This window comes from Pseudomonas zanjanensis, from assembly GCF_014268745.2.
In the GTDB taxonomy this organism is placed as follows: Bacteria; Pseudomonadota; Gammaproteobacteria; order Pseudomonadales; family Pseudomonadaceae; genus Aquipseudomonas; species Aquipseudomonas zanjanensis.
This window is the reverse complement of record NZ_JABWRB020000001.1, coordinates 2840770-2861726: the sequence shown is the minus strand read 5'-3', so window position 1 is coordinate 2861726 and position 20957 is coordinate 2840770. Positions and strand designations below refer to the sequence as shown.

Here is a 20957-nt window from a genome sequence, read left to right as displayed (position 1 = left end):
ACGACTGGGTGGCACCTGTTGCCTCCCGGTCTTTTAGGCGCGCTCACCGCGTTGAGACTTTCCGATACGCGTTCGGCGACTGTCCAAACCAGCGCCGGAACGCACGCGCGAAGGCTGTAGCATCAGCGTAGCCAAGCTGAAACGCTAGGTCCTCGAGCTTCATCTCGGTATTTCCCAACAGTTGCCCGGCGAGTTGCTTACGCTCCGCCTCGACGAGTTTGCGCAAAGTAGTGCCTTCCTCTGTCAGCCTGCGATGCAGGCTGCGCGGCGCCATCGCCAGCTGATTGGCAACCTCTTCAAGGGACGCTGCCAGTCCCGTTGCCCCCAACAGAAGTTGTCGGACCTGGCCGGTGACGCCGCCGACTTGCCGTCTCTCCAGTTGCGCGCGGCACTGCTCTTCCAATAACCGGACCAGATGTGCGTCGTACATCGGCAGCGGCAACTCCGCATCTTGCCGACGTAGCACGATGGCGTTGCGCGAACAGCCATAGTGCGGCGCGATGCCGCTCAGTGCTTCGATTCGGTCCGCGTGGGCCGGCGGGCTGCCTTGAAATTCGAGCCGTAGCAGGCGCAATCCCGACAACGCGAGCTCGTCGAACAGGCGAATGCTGGTCGCCATGTCTCGTTCCAGCAGGAATTGCCGCAGGTGGTGCGGGATCGCTGAGGCGTCGACGCTCGTGCCGTATTCATGCTGATCGCAGAATATCTCCAACCGGCAATACGCCGTGCTCAGCGGCAGGTAGCGCAAGGCGCACTGAACGGCCTCGCGCACATTGCGGCTGGTTCGCAGCGCAAACCCCCAAAGGCCGAAAGTCGCCACGTTGTACCGCAGGCCAAGCTCGAAGCCCAACGCGGGAACGTCCGGCAAAGCCAGTATCAGGTTTTCGATCAGGCGCATCTCCTGCTCGCGTGCGATCAGGGCGTCCGCGTCCCGCAGCTGCGCTTCGATGATGCCGGTGCCCAGCAGGCAGGTCTGCGCATCGACGCCATAGCGCGCAGCGAAATTCACCATCACCTGACTGATGGCCACGGGGTGCTTGAAGATTGCGTGCTTTGGTATGCCCATGCCGAAAACTTCTAAGACAACGGTGTGATACGGCCTGGCCAGAAATGCATGGCAATAGGCGTCCCAGGTCCTACTAAAGGTACATGACTACCGACTAAGGTTGCGCAACCCACTAACAATAAGAACGTCCCGGGAGGATGACCATGGATCAGGATCTCGACGCGCTGAATAAAAAAGCCGTTGCCACGGCACGCGAATACACCACTGAACTGGCCTGGCCGACAATGGCACTGGTGCTACTGGTGTGGATATCGCTTATAGGCGATTTTTACCTGTTCGCGACAGGCCAGTTGTCCCTGCCAACTGCAACACTGATCTATGCCGTTGTCACCTACATGTCCTATACACCCCTGCATGAGGCCGTGCACGGCAATATTCACGGTGCTCATCATCGACAGCAGTGGCTCAATGATCTTTGTGGGTACCTGGTCGCGCCTTTGATGATGGTGCCGTTCTCTACTCACAAGGTCGAGCATTTCACCCATCATCGTTTCACCAACCAGCCGGACAAGGATCCGGACTACGTCGTTAATGGCATGAGCGGTGGATTTCTCGCTTTCCTGGCGTGCGGATTTCGTTTCCTGTGGGTCCAGAACACCTTCTTGTTCCGCGATTATTGGCCGACCGCTCCACGGCGGGTGAAGGCAGCCTACATTGCAGAGGTGCTGTTCGCGATCGGCTGGCGTGCCGCGCTCATTGCGCTCATTGAGCGAGAACATACCTGGGTGCTACTGGTGTTCGGCTACTTGGCCGGTGGGTACTTCGTCGCGTACTGGTTCGCCTATCGCCCCCACGTGCCCTACCAGGAGTCCACGCGTTACCGGAACACCAACAGCCTGATCATGCCCGGCTGGATCAAACCGTTGGAGTGGTTCTGGCTCGGCCAGAACCTGCACTCCGTGCACCACCTGTTCCCACGGGTGCCGTTCTATCGCTACCACGCATTGCATCGCCGTATCGAGCCGATCATGCGTGCTCACGGTACACCGATGATCGGCGCCTTCAATCGACGCAATGTCGACGCTGCTCGACGTCCTGAGTAACAAGGGTTGCGAAACATTCTTCGCCACTGGGTGGCGGGATGGTGGTAAGGCAATTGCTCCGCGTGGAGCCGGTTGAGATCGAGACACCGGTGCCGCCGCCGCTGTGAGCTTATGATTCGCTCAGTTGGCTGAAATTCTCCATGGCCGCGCGGAGCGGGCATGTTGAGACTATGCTCATTGCCACTGCAGCAATGTACTGGTTTCAATTATCGGCCGCTCAAGAAAGGAGTCTGTATGTGCCTGTTTTTTCCTGCTCGGTTCTATTCGGGAGTGGCCGAATGAGCGGCTTGGTATCCCATATCGTGTGGCGCCTCGCCGGCTGCGTGGCCGGGCTGGCGATGGTTGCCACCCCTCCAGCCCAAGCGGCCGAGGGCGGTATCGCCGGCGGCCCGACCGCAAGCTATAGCATTGCCTTCAGCAACTCCTACGCGGGAAGCGATTTCCGCAAAGTCATGGTGCGCAACTGGCAGGAGATCGCGGCCCAGGCGCAAAAGGAGGGCTTGATCCGGGAGGCTCCGGTGGTCAGCGCCAATAACTCCGCATCGGAACAAGCGGCCCATATCCAGGACTTGATCGTCAAGGGCACCAACGCCATCGTTATCCTGGCCGCGTCCGACACGGCCCTCAATGGGGTGATCCGCGACGCTTGCAACGCCGGCATCGTGGTGGTCGTGATGGCCAGCCTGGTCACCGAAAGCTGTGTCTATACCGTGGACTACAACTGGTCCGCCATGGGCCGCGTGGAAATCGATTACATCGCCGAGCGCCTCAAGGGGAACGGAACGCTGTTGGAGATTCGCGGCATTGCCGGCGATGCCACCGATAAGAATATCAGCGACGGTATTCGCAAGGCCGCTGGCGACTACCCAGGCCTGAAATTCGCCAAGACGGTGTACGGGAATTGGACGGCTTCCGTGGCACGCAAGGAGGTGGCGCTGGCGCTGCCGTCGCTGCCCGGCATTGATGCCGTCGCGACTCAAGGGGGCGACGGTTATGGCGCGGCCATGGCGTTCAAGGCGGCGGGGCGCCCCTTGCCGATCATCGTGATGGGGAACCGCCAGGATGAACTCGCCCTGTGGAAACAGGAACGCGATGCCAATGGTTACGAGACCGTCTCTGTCTCCGCTTCTCCGAGCGTCTCCCAGGTGGGTTTCTGGGTGGCCCAGCAGATCCTGGCGGGCAAGCAGGTGCCTAAGTTCGTCGAGGTGCCGTTGGTGCGTATCGATGGGAAAGACCTGGACGCCTGGCTCGCCACGATGCCGGTGGGCGGTGCCGCCAATCCTTTCTACAGCCAGGCTTCCGTCGCGGCGATGATCGACGCGGCCATCGACAATAAGGCCTCGCCCACGCCTTTGCCGGAAGTTACCAAACAGTAGTGGCGCGCGGGAAGCGGGGAGGGGCCATGGTGACATTCCAACTCGCCACAGACAGGCCCATTGCCGTCAGGATTGGCCTGGCGGTCGCCGCGCTGGTGTTCCTGATGCTGGCGGTGTCGCTGGTGAACCTCTACGGCCTGCGCGGCATGGTACGTGCGGTGGATTCCGCCAGCCATTCCGCGGAAATCCTGGCCTCGGTCAACGGGGCCACCGGACGGGTGGAAAATTTCATTGCCACCCGCGACCAGGAAAGCCTGTCCCAGGCCGAAGGCATGGTGGCGGCGGCTATCGCCGGTCTTTCCGCCATTCCGGTGGCCGAGGCGCATTCGCTCAAGGGCAGTCTGGAACGGCTCGCCGCGGCGATCGCCGCCTTGCGGGCGGCGAGCCTGACCATGGAGGGCGAAACGGAAAACATGACAGCCCACTACGGCCGGATGCGAGAGGCGACCCTCCTGGTCGAACAGGGCATCGCCGATGGGTTGAAGGGAGTCGAGTCCCGCGCCGTTGAGCACGAAGCGCGGGCGGGCAATATCGAAAGTGCCCATCGCATCCTGGACACCCTGCGCAACGGCGAACGGATCATCACCGCCAATGTGGCCAGGGTGCTGGTGACCGGTGACGGGGCGGCCGGCACTGCGGCGCGCAGTGCCGGCGCGGCACTCCAGCCCGTGGTCGAACAACTGCGTGAAATGATGGGGGCGCCACAGGAGCGAGAGGCCCTGGGCCAGTTGGCGACGGCGCTCGCTGCTGCCAGCCGGGCGGTCGAGCATCTTGGCGAAGCGCCCAAGCTCCGGGGGGACGAGGCTTTGCGGCATCTCGCTGTCGTCGGGGATGTGGTTGAGCGCCTCGAGACAATGCTGGCTGACGTGGAGGGGCAGGTCGCCCATGACGCAAGCGACATTCAGGCAGCCACCGGTTTGCTGCACAATGCCGCCGCGTTGTCCAAGCGTTTCGCCGAGCGTGTCGCCACCCTGGAGGCGCAGACTTTGTCGTTTCGCCTGTCACCGTCGACCGAGATCGCCAGTTCGGTCGGTGCCATCCTGGACGAACTTTCCCGCCTCTCTCGGGTGCTCCCTTCGTCCGTGGGGCTGCAAGCCAAGGCTACGCCCTTGACGGTCAGCGATCAGATTGCCGGTTACCGGGCGGCATTCGCCAGGTTCCATCAGGCGAGCAATGCCCTGGGCGGCGCGCGCGATCAGGTTCGCAACGAAGCACGGAGCGCCGGCCTGTTGGTGGCGCGCTTCGCAGGCCAAGCGCGCTCCGACGCCGTGATCCACAATGATCGCAGCATGCTTGCGACAATACTTGCGGGCACCGTCGCCATTCTGCTGGCCGGCGCCATCGCCTGGAGCACGTCGCGATTTGTCGCGCAGCCCATCGTGGCCCTGGCCTCGGTCATGCGCCGGCTCGCCGCCGGTGACCTGAACGCCGAGATCGCCAGCGCCGGACGCGGCGACGAGATTGGCATCATGACTCGCGCCGTACGGGTGTTCCAGGAGAATGCCCTGCGCATCCGCGTGCTGGAGGCCGAGGCCGAGGCCGAACGACAGCAAGTCCAGGCCTCCCTGGAAAGGATGGTCGCCGAACGGACCGACACGCTGCACCAACAAACCGAAGTGCTGGAGGCGCAAGCCGTCGAACTCATTCAGGCGCGCAACCAGGCCGAGACCGCTAACCAGGCAAAGAGTGATTTCGTCGCCACGGTCAGCCACGAACTGCGCACTCCGCTGACCCTCATTCTCGCCCCGCTGGAGCAGCTTTCGGCGGCGACCACCCCACCAGTGGACTGGCGGGTGCAAATCGAACGCGCCCAACGCAATGCGCTGCGCTTGATGAACCGGGTGAATGACATCCTCGATTTCTCCAAGGCCGAAGCGGGCAAGTTTGAACTGTGCCCAACGCCCATTGACTTGAACACGGTGGTGGGGGTGCTGGCCGAGGATGCCGCCATGGTGGCCGAGGGCAAGGGCTGCACCTTGACCTGCAGCATCGATCCCGCGCTCGGCACGGTGTTCCTGGATCCCCGACACTTCGAGAAAATTCTGCTCAACCTGGTCAGCAATGCCATCAAGTTCACGCCCGCTGGCGGCACCGTGCACCTGGCCGTGACGCCAATGGATGGCGAGCGATTCGAACTCGCGGTGCAAGACTCGGGGATTGGCATTGCGCCGGACAAACTGCCGCTGCTGTTCCAGCGGTTTTCCCAGATCGACAATTCCGCCACGCGCCATTACAGCGGCACAGGCATTGGCCTGGCCCTGGTCAAGGACCTGGCCGAACTGATGGGGGGCGAAGTCGGCGTCAACAGCGAGCCCGGACGAGGTTCGTGTTTTTTTGTCCGGCTGCCGCTGGGGGCTGAGCAACACACTGTGCCGACCGAAGCCAGCCCTATGCACGAGCGATCGTCGCCAAGCACAACCAGCACAATAGAGCAGCGCCACCTGCGCTTTGACGACGGTCGCCAGGGCAGTCGCAACGATCGGGCATCGACGCCAGGCACAGACGACGAGCAGCCCCCGGAACATGCCTTGCGATCCAAAGTACTGGTGGTCGACGACAGCCCGGAAATGCTCAGCTATCTCAGCGAACTGTTGCACGACGACTATACGGTCGCCACCGCAACGGATGGAGAGCAGGCCTGGGCACTGCTGCAGCTTCGACCCATCGATGTCGTGGTTTCGGACGTGATGATGCCGAAGCTTGACGGCTTTGGCCTGACCGCACGGATCAAGGCCAGCGCCGGTTTTGCCCATTTACCCGTGATCCTGGTGACCGCCCGCGGTGGTAGCGAGGCGTGCATCTCCGGGCTGGAGAGTGGCGCCGATGACTACATCGCCAAACCCTTTTCGCCGCTGGAGCTCAAGGCCCGTGTGCGCGCGGCGCTACGCATGAGCCAGGTGCAAACCGAACTGCATGCAAAATCCCGTCAGGCGGGCATGGCCGAAATCGCCACGACTGTGCTGCACAACGTCGGCAATGTCCTCAACAGCGTGAACGTATCGGCAGAGCTGGTCAGCAGTCAGATGCGTTCCTCCAAGGCCCAGGGGCTGGGCAAGGTAGCTCAATTGATGAGCGAACACGTCCATGACCTGAGCGATTTTCTCACCAACGACCACAAGGGAAAGATGCTGCCCGATTACCTGCTCAAGCTGGCGAAGGTGGTGACGGAAGAGCAAGAGGGCATCATCGAAGAGCTCGGGCAACTCACCAAGGGCATTGACCACATCAAAACCATTGTCGCGGCCCAGCAGTCCTATGCCGTCGCCGTCAGTATTGTCGAGACAGTGCCAGTCGCAGCGCTGATCGACGATGCCTTGCGCATGAGTGCGGGATTACTGGCGCGCCGGGAGGTGACGGTGGTCAAGGACCTTGCCGACTTGCCCCTGCTGCCGTTGGACCGGCATCGGGTGCTGCTGATTCTGGTCAACCTGATCAACAATGCCAGGCAGGCGTTGGACAGCGTGGTCGATCGCAGCCCATGCGTCACGTTCAGCGCGTTCCTCGCTGACGGAGCATTGCGCATCACGGTAGCCGACAACGGCAATGGGATTGCGCCTGAGCACCTCAAGCGTATTTTTTCCCATGGCTTCACGACTCGCAAAGACGGTCACGGTTTCGGCCTGCACAGCTGCGCGCTGGCCGCGCAGGAAATGGGTGGCAGCTTGACCGTGCACAGCGACGGGGCGGGACAGGGCGCAACCTTTACCCTCGATATTCCTCTTGATGCTTCGCTGAGCCAGCGAAGCACACCGAACCGGCACATCCAGCCGGTCGACGATATGTCCGCGACCCATGAGTGAAGGTTTTACCCGCCGGACCTGGTGGCTGCGATGGGCTGCTGCACGCGCGCGCTTGGCCACAGCAGCGCGGCCAGGCCAATCGCATAGACAACCGCCAGCAGCACGTAGGCGATGCGGGTGGAAAACAGCTGGGGCGTTTCTGTCGGCAACGGTGATACACCGAGCCCGAACAAGATGAGGAACGTCATGAGCCCTGCGCCGAATACCTTGCCAGCGGTGTTACCCACGGCGGCTTTGCCGGCAAACAGCAGGCTGACCAGCAGCAGGATCAGCGCCACCAGCCACAAGGTCGGCCGCAGTTCGAACAGCGTAAAGGCCAAGGAAGCCACGACCCCACCCAGCAGATTGACCATCACCAGACCGAGGGCGCTGCGGCTGCTCATGTCCAGAGAGAGCTGGCTGAGCAACGAGGCCACCGTGATGGGGACGACCATCGCTGTGGCCAATCGTGGATCGCTCAGGCACAGCGCAATCATGGCCAGCAAAATCGCCGCGCTGGCCATGGCCTGGCGAATCACCAGCGTCAGCTCGCGCGGCTGAGCGCGTTGCGGGTCGGCCTGTTCACCCGCAGGGTCGGGCAGCAGCGCATGGGCGCCCCAGGTCAGTAGCAAACCCAGGCTGACCGCCTTGACCAGAACGAGCACGATGGACTCGCCCAGATCGCGCTGCACGGTATCGAGCATCGGCACCACAATGGCAATCACCAGCATTAGCGCCGGTCCCGCGCCGCCCAGTTGTCGGCCTTGGGCGGTAAAGCAGGCGAAATAAAACAGCCACAGCGACGGCAGGAGCACCCACGGGCGCTCACCGAACATGCCGGTGATGACCACCAAGAGCGCGCCGGTCAGCAGACTCACCAGCAGCGTGATCAGCCCCTGGGATAATGCGGGTGCGCGGCGGCTGGCCAAGAGGAACTGGATGGCAAACAAGGGCGCGAGAAAGGGCAGGATGTCACCCAGGACCAGACCCGTGCACAAGCCTACGGTCACGGCCAGGGCGACGCGCAATCCCTGGCGTTTGATCCGCAGCAGTTCCAGCGCCGCTTGCCCATCGATTGACCCATCAATTGACATAATTCAGCCAGGCGCCCAGGCGTGTCATCAATGCCCCCAGCGCGTTAGTCATGGGGTTGTCATCGGTATAGATCACCACGGTTACCTGCGAGCCGTAACGTGGGCCGATCGGGTGCGGTTCCTCCACGATCAGGCGTACGGGAAAGCGTTGCGGGTCGCGCACCCAACCACTCTGGTTGCGCACGGAGGGCAGTGCGGCGTTGCTGCTATCTTGTTGTGCGACACCCCAGCCAACGCTTTCGACATGACCCTTGAATACCCGGCCCGGCAAGACATCGAACACCAGTTCCGCCGGGTCGTCAGCCTGCACATGCTCCAGGCTGTTTTCCTTGAAGGCCGCAGACACCCATACCGTGCCCCTGTCGATGAAGGTCAGTGCCGGTTGGCCAGCGCTGATGACTTGGCCAATGGCGAGCTGCAGGTTAGTGATCACGCCATCGGCGGGTGCAATGACTTCGGTACGCACCAGATCGAGCCGGGCTTTTTCCAGCGCGGCCAGGGCTTGCTTGAATTGCGGGTTGTCGTTGCCTTTGGGCCCCAGTTGCTGGCGGGCCCGTTCCAGGTCGGCTTGGGCTTTGCTCACGGCCGCTTCGGCGGAGCTCAGCGAGGCTTTGGATTCATCCTGGCGGGCGGGGGCGAACACACCGCGCTCGACCAATTGATTCACCCGCCGGGCTTGCTCGCGTATGTTGTCGCGCTGCGCCCGCGCGGACACCAGCTGTGCCTGGGCGGCATCCACCGAGGCAGTACTGGCACCCAAGGTTTGGCCGGTTTCCTCCAGTCGCGCTTCAGCCTCGTTGACGACAAGCTTGTAGGGTTGCGGGTCGATACGAAACAGCACCTGGCCGGCCTTCACCCGGGCATTGTCGAGCACCGCGATTTCTGTCACACGGCCCCCCACCTCGGCAGCCATTTCGACCACATAAGCTTGCACCACGGCTTGTGACGTCGAGGGCGTGCGTCGCTCCATGAAAATGGAGAGGGTGAACAGCACGGCGATCAATATCACAACGCCTAGCGCAATGCGTCGCAGAGGATTGGCTGGCGCAGGCTTTTCAGGCGGCGGTTCAGTTTGGCGCTCTGGCTCGAAGGAAACGGGCGAATTCTGTGTTCCGGGCATATCGGCACCTGCAACTCATGGCATTTCAAGAACAACTGACAGCGCGCCGGGGGGAGGCGGTCCGGGCGTTGGCTCAGAGCGGGTCAGCGCTAGTGACCCGTGCGGTGCGGATAAACAGCGCGCGCAATTTCTCCCAGAAATTGCCACCCAGGACGAAGAAGCTGCTCACCAACAGTGCATCGCCAAGCAGTTGCAATGCCCAGCTATTGGGACGCAGGCCGGGTGCGAAAGCGTCGACATAGGGTTCGAGAAAGGAGCACACCAAGGGCAAGCAGAACATCACCAAGCCAATACGGTGGCGGGTAACGCTGACCTCCAGCTCGGCGCTGGGCACAAGGCCCGACACGTAGCCGAACACATGTTGCTTGAGCTCCTGGAAACCCGCCTTGCCCATCACTGCGATGACCAGCAGCAACAGCACCTTGTTGATGATGAACAGTGCGCCGGTGATCGCCGCGATGGTGGAGCGGGGCACATCCGCAGCCGCTGCCAGCGGCACCAACAACCACAGCGAGAGCATCAGACAAAGGATGGCGATGCCTAGCTTGAAGCGCCATTTCGCGGACTTTGACGTTGCCGGGGGCTGAGCCGTGGTCATGCTGCCTTACCTTCGTTTAGACATTATTGTGGGTATGGTCTGGAGCAAAACTGAGCTTAGCAGCTGGACTGTCGCCGCGTTTTTTTAACAACAGTCCCCTGGCACCAGGCGCTTGACTTAGAGCGCGCTCTAACCAATAGCCTTCTTGTTGCACCGCCAAAACGGCCAGTTCCGTTGTGCGGCTTAAACAAGGAGATAGGCCATGACATTTAAAAAACTTAGCGTTGCAACCGGGCTCGTGCTTTCAGCGTGCGTAACTGTAGCGCCGGCAACCGAGCCGGATAGTCGACGAGCGAAGGGCATGGAGACCCTGGAAAAAATCACCGGAGCCACCGGCAACACCGTGGTGAACTCGCTGAGCGATATTTCGCCCGAGCTGGGTGAGTGGATAGTCGATTTCGCCTACGGTGATGTGTTTTCCAGGTCTGGCGTCGCGCTTTGCACACGCGAGCTGGCAACCATCTCGGCCCTCACCGCGTTGGGGAACGCGCAACCGCAACTCAAGGTGCACATAGAGGGAGCCTTGAATGTCGGTTGTAAACCTGAGGAAATCGTTGAAATCATCATCCAGATGGCGGTGTATGCTGGCTTTCCAAGCGCGTTGAATGGCATTAGCGCAGCGCGGGAAGTGTTCGCCAAACGAGGCATCAAGATCGCCGCGCGTCCCCAGTGAGCGGGCCCCCTGCATGACCAACACCGATGGCCAAGGACAGTGCTTATGAACGCCTACCAGACGATTAATCAGGTCGCCAAGCGTACCGGCCTCACGGCGTATACCCTGCGCTATTACGAACGCATCGGTCTGTTGGCACCGGTCGCCCGAGCGGCCGGCGGGCAACGCCTTTATGCACCGACTGATATGGCGTGGCTTGATTTTCTGCTGCGTCTACGCACCACTCACATGACCATCGGCAAAATGCAGATGTTCGCCAAGCTGCGCAGCGCCGGGGATTCCACCGTTGCCCAACGCCGCCAGATGCTGGAGAGCCATTTACAGGAGGTACAAGCCGAAGTGGTTGCCATGCAAAACGCCGTGGCTGCATTGCAAGTCAAGATTGATTATTACCGTGGGCTTGAAGCGGGGGAGGATGTTTCGCACCTGTTCTAGGAGGGCGGCTGTTCACATCCGATGATGCTCCAGCAGAAAGTCCACGAACACGCGTACCCGCGCCGGCATCGCCGAGCCACCGACGAACACCGCATGGATCGGCTCCCGGTCTCCGGGGTTCCATTCTTCCAGCAGCGGTATCAGGTCGCCGCGCTGCAGGTCCTCGCTCACGGTGAAATCGCCGATACGCGCGATGCCAGCACCTACCCGTGCGAGTTGTGCCAGTGCCTCACCACTGCTGCATTCGATGTTGCCGCTGACCTTCAAGGAAAACGCTCTGCCGTCACGGGTGAACGGCCAGTTGGGTTCGGCACGCCGGAAGTTGAAGCGCAGGCAGTTGTGCCGGAGCAAGTCTTCCGGTTCCCGGGGTGTGCCATGGCGCTCAAGGTATTCGGGCGAAGCCACCACCACCTGACCGGTGTCGCCGATCTTGCGCGCGGTCAGCGGGCTGTCGGGCAAGTGGCCAAAGCGTACCGCCACGTCGGCCTGGCCGCCGAGGATGTCGACCACTTCATCGCCGAGGGTGAGGTCGACAACGATATTCGGGTAACGGGCGCTGAAGGCTGCCACCAGAGGAACGATGGTCTGCCGCCCATGACCCAGGGCGGCGCTGACCCGCAAACGGCCCTTGGGCACGCCCTGGTCGGCGACGGCTTCTTCGACCTCGGCCATGTCGGCCAGGATTCGCCGGGCGCCGCGCAGGTAAGCCTCGCCCTCGGCGGTGAAGGTGATCGCTCGCGTGGTGCGCAACAGCAGGCGAGTGCCAAGGCGTTGTTCGGTACGGGCGATGACGCGACTGACCGCCGACGGGGTCAGCCCCAATGCACGTGCGGCGGCTGACAAGCTGCCTTCCTGCGCCACCGTGACGAACATGGCCATTTCACCTGAGCGACCGTTGAAGTCCATTTGTGCTCCTTAAGCAAAGGTGATTGCCAAAAATGCCATCTACCGCCTGGAAAGGCTGGATCGTAGCATTTGCGGCATAGATGAGGAGCCTTCCAATGCGTATCAATCCACCACTTATCGCACTCGCCATGGGTGCCTTTGGCATCGGCGTAACCGAGTTCGCCCCCATGGGCATGTTGCCGGGCATCGCTGCCGATCTCGGCGTTTCCATTCCCGCCGCGGGCCTGTTGGTCAGTGCTTACGCCCTTGGCGTACTGCTCGGCGCGCCGCTGATGACCCTGACCACCGGGCGGATTCCCCGGCGTTATCTGCTCATCGGACTCATGGCGATTTTCACCCTGGGTAACCTGATGTCAGCGCTGGCGACCGATTACTACAGCCTGATGGTCGCCAGGGTGGTGACCTCACTGAACCATGGCGCGTTCTTTGGCGTGGGTTCCATCGTCGCCGCCAGCGTGGTCGCCCCGGACAAGCGTGCCGGCGCGGTCGCGGCCATGTTCATGGGCCTGACCCTGGCGACCATCGGCGGCGTGCCGCTGGCCGCCTGGTTTGGCGAACTGTTCGGCTGGCGCAGCGCATTCTGGGGGATTACTGGCCTGGGTGTAGTGGCGATGGCCGCGTTGTGGTTCGCCCTGCCCAATGTGCCGGCGCCGAAAAGCAACGGTGTGCTAGCCGAAATCCGAGTATTGAGTCGTGGTCCGGTGCTGGGGGCGTTGGCCCTGACCGTCGTTGGCTCAGGTGCGATGTTCACCGTCTTCACTTACATCGCTGCGATCCTGAGCAGCGAGACTCATGCATCCACCCCTTTCATCACCGCCATGCTGGTGCTGTTCGGTGTGGGGCTGACGTTGGGCAATATGTGGGGCGGCAAGGCCGCGGATCGCTCGATAGACCGCACCTTGATCGTTTCGCTGAGCGTGCTGATCCTCGTCTTGCTGGCCTTCACCGTATTGATGCGTTGGCCGCTGCCTGCTGCGGTTGCCATCTTGATCTGGGGCATCGCCAGTTTTGCCCTGGTGCCGCCACTGCAAATGCGCGTGATGGAAGCCGCCAAGGACGCGCCTAACCTGGCCTCGGCCGTGAATATCGGTGCCTTCAACTTCGGCAACGCGATTGGCGCGGCGCTCGGCGGTGCGGTGATCAATGCGGGGTTGGGGTATCCCGCGATTTCCCTGGCCGGAGCGGCAGTGGCTGGCCTGGGGCTGTTGATGGTGTTGGCTTTTGCCTGGCGTTCAAGGGTTGGTGCGGCTGCGGCGGTGTGATGGATACACGGATCGTTTGACCAGACTCCAAGTGGCTCATTAGAGTGGGTAGCCGGACCGGCTGCCGACTGCCATGGACATCCAAATGAGCGACTTATCCCTGCTGCTTGCCTTCATCGCCGCTGCGTCAGTGCTCACGGTGACCCCCGGCGTGGACACCGCCATGGTGCTTCGCGCTACCGCAACTGGCGGTCGACGTTCGGCGGCGATGGCTTCCCTCGGTATCGTGCTCGGCTGCCTGGTGTGGGGCGCCGCGGTGTCACTGGGGCTCGGCGCCCTGTTGCACGCTTCGGAGTGGGCTTACCTTGCGCTGAAAATTGTCGGCGCAGCTTATCTCGTCTGGTTGGGCGTCAAACTGCTGCTGCGGCCCAGGACAACGCTGCAAGGGCAGGGGAGCGAGAGCGTGGCTGCCTCTGCGCGTGACGCCTTTATCCGCGGTTTATTGACGAACCTGCTGAACCCCAAGATAGGTGTGTTCTACATCACGTTCCTGCCACAGTTTGTCCCGAGTGGCGCGAGCGTGGCCAGTTACTCCTTCTTCCTTGCGGCGTTACATGTGTTGTTGACGTTGGCCTGGTTCGGCATTCTGGTGGCGGCGACGGTGCCACTGAGCAATTTCCTGAAACGCCCGGCGGCCCTGAAGGCCCTTGATCGGCTCACGGGCGGTGTTTTTGTCGCGTTTGGGCTCAAGCTGGCTGTTTCCAATCCGGCTTGAGCCGAATGTCGTACTGCCAGTGGTTCAGGCATGGCCTGCCGCTTAGCGTCCTCGAAGTCAGCGAGCGTCCGCTGCTGACATTTCGCTAGACCTCCATGCTCGGAACCGGCCCGCCAAGGTCAGGGCATTTGTCGATTTGATGACTGCGTATTACCGGCTCAAGTCGGATGAATTGGCGGCTGCTTGTTTACCTTGCATTCGGAAAACCATATATTCGCCAAATCGAATATGCAGCTTGTACGCTCCATGGCATTCATGAGCGCATCAAGACGTTCGTCCAGGTAAAAACCGAACGCTGAGATCGATATGGCTAACCCTCTGACACCCACCACCGTTTTCAAATGCCTGGCGGATGAAACCCGTGTCCGCACGATGCTGCTCATCACCGCAGAAGGGGAGCTTTGTGTTTGCGAACTGACCTGCGCGTTGAACGAGAGCCAGCCAAAGATCTCCAGGCACCTGGCTCAGTTGCGCACGTGTGGTCTGCTTTCGGACCGTCGACAGGGCCAATGGGTTTATTACCGGCTGCACCCGAACCTGCCTGATTGGGTTCACCACGTGCTGGCCACTACGCTCGAAAGTAACAGGCATTGGTTAAGCCTTGATGCCAAGCGCCTCGATGAAATGGGTGATCGTCCTGAACGGGCCGTCATGTGCTGTGCAAACTAGGTCGCTTGGTATCGCCTCCGAACGGCACGCCGAAGGTGGCAATGGCCACGCCAACCCGTGCCAGGCACCCCCCCGCTGACAACAGAGACAGAGCACAACAACATGACTATCAAAGTAGGCATCAATGGTTTTGGTCGGATCGGTCGCCTCGCTCTGCGAGCAGCGTGGAGCTGGCCAGAGTTTGAATTCGTGCAGATCAACGATCCGGCAGGTGATGCGGCGACCCATGCGCACCTGATCAACTTCGACTCGGTGCATGGTCGTTGGAACAATGAAGCCAGCGCCGAGGGCGACAGCGTCGTTATCGGCAATAAGCGCATCAAGGTAACGGCCAACAAAGCGATCGCCGACACCGATTGGTCGGGCTGCGACCTGGTGATCGAAGCCAGCGGCAAGATGAAAACCGTGGCCGTGTTGCAGGCTTACCTGGATCAGGGCGTCAAGCGGGTGGTGGTCTGCGCGCCGGTGAAGGAGAGCGGTGCGTTGAACGTGGTCATGGGCGTCAACCAGCACCTGTTCGATCCTGCGTTGCACCGCATCGTCACCGCAGCTTCGTGCACCACCAACTGTTTGGCGCCGGTGGTGAAAGTTATCCACGAAAAACTCGGCATTCGCCACGGCTCGATTACCACCATCCATGACCTGACCAACACCCAAAGCATCCTCGATCAGCCGCACAAGGATCTGCGTCGTGCCCGTGCTTCGGGGATGAGCCTGATTCCCACCAGCACCGGCTCGGCCACGGCCATCGCCGAGATCTTCCCGGAGTTGCGTGGACGCCTGAACGGTCACGCGGTGCGCGTGCCGCTGGCCAATGCTTCGCTGACGGACTGCGTCTTTGAAGTCGAGCGGGCCACGACCGTCGAAGAGGTGAATCAACTGCTCAAGGATGCCTCCCTGAACGAACTGAAAGACATCCTCGGTTTCGAGGAGCGTCCGCTGGTGTCCATCGACTACCGCACCGACCCGCGCTCATCGATCATCGATGCGCTGTCGACCATGGTCATCAATGGCACCCAGGTCAAACTCTATGCCTGGTATGACAATGAATGGGGTTATGCCAACCGCACCGTCGAGCTGGCCAGGCTGGTCGGTCTGGCCGTCTGAGGAGCGGCCATGAAAGCCTTCTCAGCCCTCGCGCCACACGTGCGGCAGTACCTGCTCGTGACGGGCAACTACTGGGCCTTCACTCTCACCGACGGCGCCCTGCGCATGTTGGTGGTGCTGCACTTTCACGCGTTGGGCTACAGCCCACTGCAAATCGCCGCGTTGTTTCTGTTCTACGAGATCTTTGGCGTGATCACCAACCTGGTGGGTGGTTATCTGGGCGCTCGATTGGGGCTGAACCGGACCATGAACATCGGGCTGGGCCTCCAGGTCGCGGCGCTGTTGATGCTCACGGTTCCGCTGGCCTGGCTGACCATCCCTTGGGTGATGGGGGCCCAGGCGCTGTCGGGGATCGCCAAGGACCTGAACAAGATGAGTGCCAAGAGCTCGATCAAGCTACTGGTCCCCGATGGGCAGCAGGGCAAGCTCTACAAGTGGGTGGCGATCCTCACCGGCTCGAAGAATGCCCTCAAGGGCGTCGGCTTCTTTCTTGGCGGCGCCTTGCTGGCCTTGGTCGGTTTCAAAGGTGCGTTGCTGGCCATGGCGGCTGTCCTGACGCTGATCTGGGCCAGCAGTTTGATGTTGTTGAAGAAGGACCTGGGCAAGGCCAAAGCCAAGCCCAGGTTTCGGGATCTGTTGTCCAAAAGCCGGGCAATCAACATTCTTTCGGCGGCGCGGATGTTCCTGTTTGGTGCCCGGGATGTCTGGTTCGTGGTGGCGTTGCCGGTGTACTTGAGCAGCGTCTTTGGGTGGGATTTCTGGAAGGTCGGTGGCTTCCTGGCGGCTTGGGTGATGGGCTACGGCATCGTGCAATCCTTCGCCCCCCACATCACCGGCAAGAAAAACGGGCATGTGCCGGATGGTCGTGCAGCCTTTGGGTGGGCCCTTGCCCTGGCGGGCCTGCCAGCCTTGATTGCCCTTGGGCTCGGCACCGGGTGGTCACCACAGACGGTACTGCTCGGCGGCCTCATGGTCTTTGGCGTGCTGTTCGCGGTGAATTCGTCCCTGCACAGCTACCTGATCGTGTCCTATGCCAAGGAAGACGGCGTGTCGCTGGACGTGGGTTTCTACTACATGTCCAACGCCCTGGGACGACTGATTGGCACCGTACTCTCCGGCTGGGTCTATCAGATGTACGGTCTGGAAACGTGCTTGTGGATCTCGAGCGCCTTCGTATTGCTGGCTGCGCTGATTTCCATGGCATTACCCAGGCATGCCAAGGCGATTTGAGGCCCCTCCGATTTTGTCGGTCAAGGCAGCGCGGCTTCGACCAGTTCGATCCAGTGCCTGACAGGGGTTCGCCCAGCACCGTCGAGGTGGGACTGGCAGCCGATATTGGCGGTGACGATGACGTCGGGGCGTCCGCTTTCCAGGGCATTGAGCTTGTTGTCCCGCAGTTGCCGAGCCAGTTCGGGTTGGGTCAGTGAATAAGTGCCCGCCGAGCCGCAGCACAGGTGGCTGTCGGGCACCGGCGTCAGGTTGAATCCGAGCGTCTCCAGGATCGCTTCGACCGCGCCCCCGAGTCTTTGCGCATGCTGCAATGTGCAGGGGCAGTGAACGGCCAGGCGCTGGTCGCCGTGTACGCCGAGCTTATCCAGCGGTTCGCCGCGCAGTACCTCAACCAGGTCCTTGGCCAGGGCGCTGACCTTTGCGGCCTTGTCGGCATACGCCGGATCGCTGCTGAGCAGATGACCATAATCCTTGATGAAGGCACCGCAGCCGCTGGCGGTTTGCACGATGGCCTCGGCACCGCCTTCAATGCGCGGCCACCAGGCGTCGATGTTGCGGCGGGCACGGTCGAGGCCGGTGGCCTGGGCGTTCAGGTGATAGTCCAGCGCACCGCAACAACCGGCCTCGTCAATCGCGGTGACGCTGATCCCCAACCGATCCAGTACCCGTGCAGCCGCCGCATTGGTATTGGGCGACAGGCTCGGTTGCACGCAGCCTTCGAGCATGAGCACTTGCCGGGCATGACGGGTGGTTGGTCGTGGCTTCGCCGGATGCACGTTGCGCGGCAACTTGACTTGCAGTGTGCTGGGCAGCACCGCGCGGAACACCTGGCCACTGCGCACCAGCGCTTTGAACAGCCCGGGATTGGGCAGCACGCCGCGCAACCCCTCGCGCAACAGACGCTGGCCGAGCGGGCGCGGCACTGCCGCATCGACCACCGCCCGGCCGATGTCCAGCAAGTTGTGGTAGTCGACGCCGGAAGGACAGGTGGTTTCACAATTGCGGCAGGACAGGCAACGATCCAGATGTTGCTGGGTTTTGTGCGTGACCTCGTTGCCTTCCAGCACCTGCTTGATCAGGTAGATGCGGCCCCTCGGGCCATCCAGTTCATCACCCAGCAGTTGATAGGTCGGGCAGGTGGCATTGCAGAAACCGCAGTGCACGCAACTGCGCAGAATGCGCTCGGCTTCTTCGGCGCGGGGTAGCTGGCGGGCGTCGTCACTCAAAGTGGTCTGCATGGTTCAAAGCTCCGCGTACAGGCGCCCTGGGTTGAACAGGCCCCGTGGATCGAGTTGTCGCTTCAAGTTCCGGTGATAGCGCATCAGGGCGTCGGGCAGCGGTTGGAAGGGACTGTCGATCAGGCCAGGGGTGTAGCAGGTCGCATGCCCGCCGACGTTCTCCACGACCGAGCGAATGAAGGTCGCTTCGGCCGCGGATTTGAGCCAACGCTGGGCGCCGCCCCAATCGATCAATTGCACGCCCGGCAGGGGCAGCCGAGGCGTGTCATGGGGCAGGGCGAGGCGCCAAAGAGGCAGGTCCTCATCGAAGAAACTCAACCGATGTTCGTTGAGGTCTTGCCAGTACGCAGAGTCCAGCCGTTCGCCGCCCAAACGGTCATGGGCCGCCGCCACCGAGCCTTCGCCGCCTTCGAGCCTGAGGTGCAGGCGTTGGCCATCGTGACACGCGGCGCTGATCGGCAGCGGTTGCTGGCCCCATTCCGCCAGGCGCAGCAAGGCCCGGGCGGCGTCCATCTCCAGGCTGATGCTCAAGGTCTGTCGCGGTTTTGGCAGGACCTTGAGGGACACCTCGGTCACCACGCCAAGCGAGCCATAGCTGCCGGCCATCAGGCGCGACAGATCGTAGCCGGCGACGTTTTTCATGACCTCGCCGCCGAAGCGCAAGTGCTTGCCTTGTCCCGTGATGACCCGTGTGCCGAGGATGAAGTCGCGCACCGAGCCTGACCAGGGGCGCCGTGGCCCTGAGAGTCCGCAGGCAATCATGCCGCCGACGGTGGCGTTTTCACCGAAGGCGGGCGGTTCGCAAGGCAGCATCTGCTGCGACGCGTCGAGCACTTCGGACAATTCTGCCAATGGCGTGCCACAGCGAGCGGTGATCACCAATTCAGTCGGGTCGTAGCTGACAATGCCCCGGTGCGAGCGGGTGTCGAGTATTTCACCTGTCACGCTACGGCCAAGAAATGCCTTGCTGTTGGCGCCCTGGATACGTAGCGGGGTGGCGTTCTCCAGCGCCTGGTTGACCTGTTCCAGCAGCGCTGCGCTGGCGTCGAAATCCTGTTCGCTGCCCATCAGAAACGCTCCAGGTCGGGGAAGGGCAACTGACCCATATGAACGTGCATGGCGCCAAACTCGGCGCAGCGATGCAGCGTCGGAATGTTCTTGCCGGGGTTGAGCAGCCCGCTCGGATCGAACGCGGCTTTGACGGCATGGAACATGGTCAGCTCATCGCTGTTGAATTGCGCGCACATCTGGTTGATTTTCTCGCGGCCGACACCGTGCTCACCGGTGATGCTGCCGCCAACCTCCACGCACAACTCAAGAATCTTGCCGCCCAAGGCTTCGGCGCGATCGAGCTCGCCCGGTTGATTGGCATCGAACAGTATCAGCGGATGCATGTTGCCGTCGCCGGCGTGGAAAACGTTGGCGACCCGCAGGCCATACTCGGCCGATAACGCCGCAATGGCGCGCAGCACACCGGGCAGCTCCCGGCGCGGGATCGTCCCGTCCATGCAGTAGTAATCCGGCGAGAGGCGGCCCACCGCCGGAAACGCATTCTTGCGTCCGGCCCACAAACGCACGCGCTCGGCCTCGTCGCGAGCCTGGCGTACTTCGGTGGCGCCGGCCTGTTCCAATACCTGGCGCACGCGGCTGCAGTCGTCGTGGACGTCGGCCTCCACGCCGTCGAGTTCACACAACAGAATGGCTTCGGCGTCCACTGGGTAGCCGGCATGGATGAAGTCTTCGGCGGCGCGAATGGCCAGGTTGTCCATCATTTCCAGGCCGCCCGGGATGATGCCGGCGGCAATGATGTCACCCACGGCGCGCCCGGCCTTTTCAACGCAATCAAAGGCCGCCAGCAGCACTTTGGCCGTTTGCGGTTTAGGCAACAGCTTGACCGTGACCTCGGTGATCACCCCGAGCATGCCTTCGGAACCGGTGAACAATGCCAGCAGATCGAACCCGGGCGAGTCGAGAGCCTGGGAGCCCAGCGTCAGGTGTTCGCCGTCGACGGTGAGGATGTCGACCTTGAGCAGGTTGTGCACGGTCAGCCCGTACTTGAGGCAATGCACGCCACCGGCGTTCTCCGCGACATTGCCGCCGATGGAACAGGCGATCTGCGAGGAAGGGTCCGGCGCGTAGTACAAGCCGAACGGCGCGGCCGCCTGGGAAATCGCCAGGTTGCGCACGCCCGGTTGAACCCGCGCGGTACGGGCGGCGGGGTCGATGTGCAGGATGTTGTTGAAACGCGCCATTACCAGCAACACGCCTTTCTCCAACGGCAGCGCACCGCCGGACAAACCGGTGCCCGCGCCACGGGCGACGACAGGCACTTTGCGCTCGTGGCAGAGCCGCAGCACGCCCTGGACCTCGTCGACGTGGCGCGGCAGCACCACCAGCATGGGCGTGGTGCGGTAAGCGGAGAGCCCGTCGCATTCGTACGGCTTGAGTGCTTCGCGCTGATGCAGGACTTCCAGGTCCGGCAGCTGGGCTTGCAGGGCCTGTAGCAGCGCGTTTTTATCGACGTCAGGCAGGGCGCCGTCGACACGTTCATCGTAGAGAATGTTCATGGTTCGTGGCCGACACTCAGTTGTTTTTATGAGAGGTCTGTTCCGATACGGCTGACTTGCATCATTGGCCCGGGGCGTT

18 protein-coding genes and 2 pseudogenes are annotated in these 20957 nt (G+C 62.0%); 12 read left to right on the top strand and 8 right to left on the bottom strand.

Annotated elements, in window-relative coordinates; genetic code table 11:
* Positions 1-43 precede the first annotated feature (43 nt).
* Positions 44-1066 carry an AraC family transcriptional regulator gene (locus tag HU715_RS11800; protein WP_186706232.1) on the bottom strand — a complete coding sequence of 341 codons (1023 nt, stop codon included), beginning with the start codon at positions 1064-1066 and terminating at the stop codon, positions 44-46.
* A 143-nt stretch (positions 1067-1209) separates the two neighbouring features.
* Between HU715_RS11800 and HU715_RS11795 the strand changes: the two genes are divergently transcribed.
* From HU715_RS11795 to HU715_RS27650, 5 genes and pseudogenes are all read left to right on the top strand, one after another.
* Positions 1210-2109, top strand: a complete 900-nt coding sequence (locus HU715_RS11795; RefSeq protein WP_186706233.1) for a fatty acid desaturase family protein — start codon at positions 1210-1212, stop codon at positions 2107-2109.
* Positions 2110-2387: 278 nt separating this feature from the next.
* Positions 2388-3485: an ABC transporter substrate-binding protein gene (locus HU715_RS11790; RefSeq protein WP_186706234.1), complete on the top strand. Its 1098-nt coding sequence runs from the start codon at positions 2388-2390 to the stop codon at positions 3483-3485.
* A gap of 26 nt (positions 3486-3511) precedes the next feature.
* Positions 3512-5824, top strand: a pseudogene (locus HU715_RS27660) (sensor histidine kinase); the annotation flags it as partial.
* 51 nt (positions 5825-5875) lie between these two features.
* Positions 5876-6373, top strand: a pseudogene (locus tag HU715_RS27655) (response regulator transcription factor); the annotation flags it as partial.
* Positions 6374-7285 carry a sensor histidine kinase gene (locus tag HU715_RS27650; protein WP_437182512.1) on the top strand — a complete coding sequence of 304 codons (912 nt, stop codon included), beginning with the start codon at positions 6374-6376 and terminating at the stop codon, positions 7283-7285.
* A gap of 5 nt (positions 7286-7290) precedes the next feature.
* On the opposite strand, the gene HU715_RS11780 is transcribed toward HU715_RS27650, so the two are convergent.
* The 3 genes from HU715_RS11780 to HU715_RS11770 all read right to left on the bottom strand — a co-directional run bounded on the left by HU715_RS11780 (position 7291) and on the right by HU715_RS11770 (position 10076).
* The gene (locus HU715_RS11780) at positions 7291-8358 is read right to left on the bottom strand and encodes a DUF2955 domain-containing protein (RefSeq protein ID WP_225917590.1); all 1068 of its coding nucleotides are present in this window, start codon (positions 8356-8358) and stop codon (positions 7291-7293) included.
* Complete coding sequence (locus HU715_RS11775) at positions 8348-9367, bottom strand: HlyD family secretion protein (RefSeq protein WP_231987749.1); 1020 nt, start codon at positions 9365-9367, stop codon at positions 8348-8350. The genes HU715_RS11780 and HU715_RS11775 overlap by 11 nt, the downstream gene beginning before the upstream one ends.
* A gap of 184 nt (positions 9368-9551) precedes the next feature.
* A complete protein-coding gene (locus HU715_RS11770) occupies positions 9552-10076 on the bottom strand; it encodes a transporter suffix domain-containing protein (RefSeq protein ID WP_186706237.1) in 525 nt (174 codons plus the stop codon).
* Between the two features lie 301 nt (positions 10077-10377).
* Between HU715_RS11770 and HU715_RS11765 the strand changes: the two genes are divergently transcribed.
* Both HU715_RS11765 and HU715_RS11760 read left to right on the top strand, forming a co-directional pair.
* Positions 10378-10749, top strand: coding sequence for a carboxymuconolactone decarboxylase family protein (locus tag HU715_RS11765; RefSeq protein WP_225917636.1), 372 nt, complete (start codon positions 10378-10380; stop codon positions 10747-10749).
* A gap of 45 nt (positions 10750-10794) precedes the next feature.
* Entirely contained in the window at positions 10795-11184 is a 390-nt protein-coding gene (locus HU715_RS11760; protein WP_053121793.1) for a MerR family transcriptional regulator, read from the top strand.
* Between the two features lie 12 nt (positions 11185-11196).
* Here the strand turns inward: HU715_RS11760 and HU715_RS11755 are convergent, their stop codons facing one another.
* On the bottom strand, positions 11197-12090 hold the full coding sequence (locus HU715_RS11755) for a LysR family transcriptional regulator (protein ID WP_186706239.1): 894 nt from the start codon (positions 12088-12090) through the stop codon (positions 11197-11199).
* Positions 12091-12185: 95 nt separating this feature from the next.
* Between HU715_RS11755 and HU715_RS11750 the strand changes: the two genes are divergently transcribed.
* The 5 genes from HU715_RS11750 (at position 12186) to arsJ (ending at position 17073) form a co-directional block, all read left to right on the top strand.
* Positions 12186-13352: an MFS transporter gene (locus tag HU715_RS11750; RefSeq protein WP_186706240.1), complete on the top strand. Its 1167-nt coding sequence runs from the start codon at positions 12186-12188 to the stop codon at positions 13350-13352.
* Between the two features lie 85 nt (positions 13353-13437).
* The gene (locus tag HU715_RS11745) at positions 13438-14067 is read left to right on the top strand and encodes a LysE family translocator (protein WP_186706241.1); all 630 of its coding nucleotides are present in this window, start codon (positions 13438-13440) and stop codon (positions 14065-14067) included.
* Between the two features lie 306 nt (positions 14068-14373).
* A complete protein-coding gene (locus HU715_RS11740; protein ID WP_186706242.1) occupies positions 14374-14736 on the top strand; it encodes a metalloregulator ArsR/SmtB family transcription factor in 363 nt (120 codons plus the stop codon).
* 102 nt (positions 14737-14838) lie between these two features.
* Complete coding sequence (locus tag HU715_RS11735) at positions 14839-15843, top strand: ArsJ-associated glyceraldehyde-3-phosphate dehydrogenase (RefSeq protein ID WP_186706243.1); 1005 nt, start codon at positions 14839-14841, stop codon at positions 15841-15843.
* Between the two features lie 9 nt (positions 15844-15852).
* A complete protein-coding gene (gene arsJ / locus HU715_RS11730) occupies positions 15853-17073 on the top strand; it encodes an organoarsenical effux MFS transporter ArsJ (protein ID WP_186706244.1) in 1221 nt (406 codons plus the stop codon).
* 20 nt (positions 17074-17093) lie between these two features.
* On the opposite strand, the gene glcF is transcribed toward arsJ, so the two are convergent.
* From glcF to glcD, 3 genes are read right to left on the bottom strand one after another with little or no spacing between them, the layout of a single operon-like run.
* The gene (glcF, locus tag HU715_RS11725; RefSeq protein WP_186706245.1) at positions 17094-18311 is read right to left on the bottom strand and encodes a glycolate oxidase subunit GlcF; all 1218 of its coding nucleotides are present in this window, start codon (positions 18309-18311) and stop codon (positions 17094-17096) included.
* Between the two features lie 3 nt (positions 18312-18314).
* The gene (gene glcE / locus HU715_RS11720) at positions 18315-19379 is read right to left on the bottom strand and encodes a glycolate oxidase subunit GlcE (RefSeq protein ID WP_186706246.1); all 1065 of its coding nucleotides are present in this window, start codon (positions 19377-19379) and stop codon (positions 18315-18317) included.
* Positions 19379-20878 (bottom strand): glycolate oxidase subunit GlcD, encoded by a 1500-nt coding sequence (gene glcD, locus HU715_RS11715; protein WP_186706247.1) that lies wholly within the window; start codon positions 20876-20878, stop codon positions 19379-19381. Before glcD ends, glcE begins: the two co-directional genes overlap by 1 nt.
* Positions 20879-20957 lie beyond the last annotated feature (79 nt).

What these genes read in the sequence shown, in the direction of transcription:
- HU715_RS11800 (WP_186706232.1), bottom strand. Translation starts at nt 1,066, where the DNA reads ATGGGCATACCAAAGCACGCAATCTTCAAGCACCCCGTGGCCATCAGT.
- HU715_RS11795 (WP_186706233.1), top strand. Translation starts at nt 1,210, where the DNA reads ATGGATCAGGATCTCGACGCGCTGAATAAAAAAGCCGTTGCCACGGCA.
- HU715_RS11790 (WP_186706234.1), top strand. Translation starts at nt 2,388, where the DNA reads ATGAGCGGCTTGGTATCCCATATCGTGTGGCGCCTCGCCGGCTGCGTG.
- HU715_RS27650 (WP_437182512.1), top strand. Translation starts at nt 6,374, where the DNA reads ATGAGCCAGGTGCAAACCGAACTGCATGCAAAATCCCGTCAGGCGGGC.
- HU715_RS11780 (WP_225917590.1), bottom strand. Translation starts at nt 8,358, where the DNA reads ATGTCAATTGATGGGTCAATCGATGGGCAAGCGGCGCTGGAACTGCTG.
- HU715_RS11770 (WP_186706237.1), bottom strand. Translation starts at nt 10,076, where the DNA reads ATGACCACGGCTCAGCCCCCGGCAACGTCAAAGTCCGCGAAATGGCGC.
- HU715_RS11765 (WP_225917636.1), top strand. Translation starts at nt 10,378, where the DNA reads ATGGAGACCCTGGAAAAAATCACCGGAGCCACCGGCAACACCGTGGTG.
- HU715_RS11760 (WP_053121793.1), top strand. Translation starts at nt 10,795, where the DNA reads ATGAACGCCTACCAGACGATTAATCAGGTCGCCAAGCGTACCGGCCTC.
- HU715_RS11755 (WP_186706239.1), bottom strand. Translation starts at nt 12,090, where the DNA reads ATGGACTTCAACGGTCGCTCAGGTGAAATGGCCATGTTCGTCACGGTG.
- HU715_RS11750 (WP_186706240.1), top strand. Translation starts at nt 12,186, where the DNA reads ATGCGTATCAATCCACCACTTATCGCACTCGCCATGGGTGCCTTTGGC.
- HU715_RS11745 (WP_186706241.1), top strand. Translation starts at nt 13,438, where the DNA reads ATGAGCGACTTATCCCTGCTGCTTGCCTTCATCGCCGCTGCGTCAGTG.
- HU715_RS11740 (WP_186706242.1), top strand. Translation starts at nt 14,374, where the DNA reads ATGGCTAACCCTCTGACACCCACCACCGTTTTCAAATGCCTGGCGGAT.
- HU715_RS11735 (WP_186706243.1), top strand. Translation starts at nt 14,839, where the DNA reads ATGACTATCAAAGTAGGCATCAATGGTTTTGGTCGGATCGGTCGCCTC.
- arsJ (WP_186706244.1), top strand. Translation starts at nt 15,853, where the DNA reads ATGAAAGCCTTCTCAGCCCTCGCGCCACACGTGCGGCAGTACCTGCTC.
- glcF (WP_186706245.1), bottom strand. Translation starts at nt 18,311, where the DNA reads ATGCAGACCACTTTGAGTGACGACGCCCGCCAGCTACCCCGCGCCGAA.
- glcE (WP_186706246.1), bottom strand. Translation starts at nt 19,379, where the DNA reads ATGGGCAGCGAACAGGATTTCGACGCCAGCGCAGCGCTGCTGGAACAG.
- glcD (WP_186706247.1), bottom strand. Translation starts at nt 20,878, where the DNA reads ATGAACATTCTCTACGATGAACGTGTCGACGGCGCCCTGCCTGACGTC.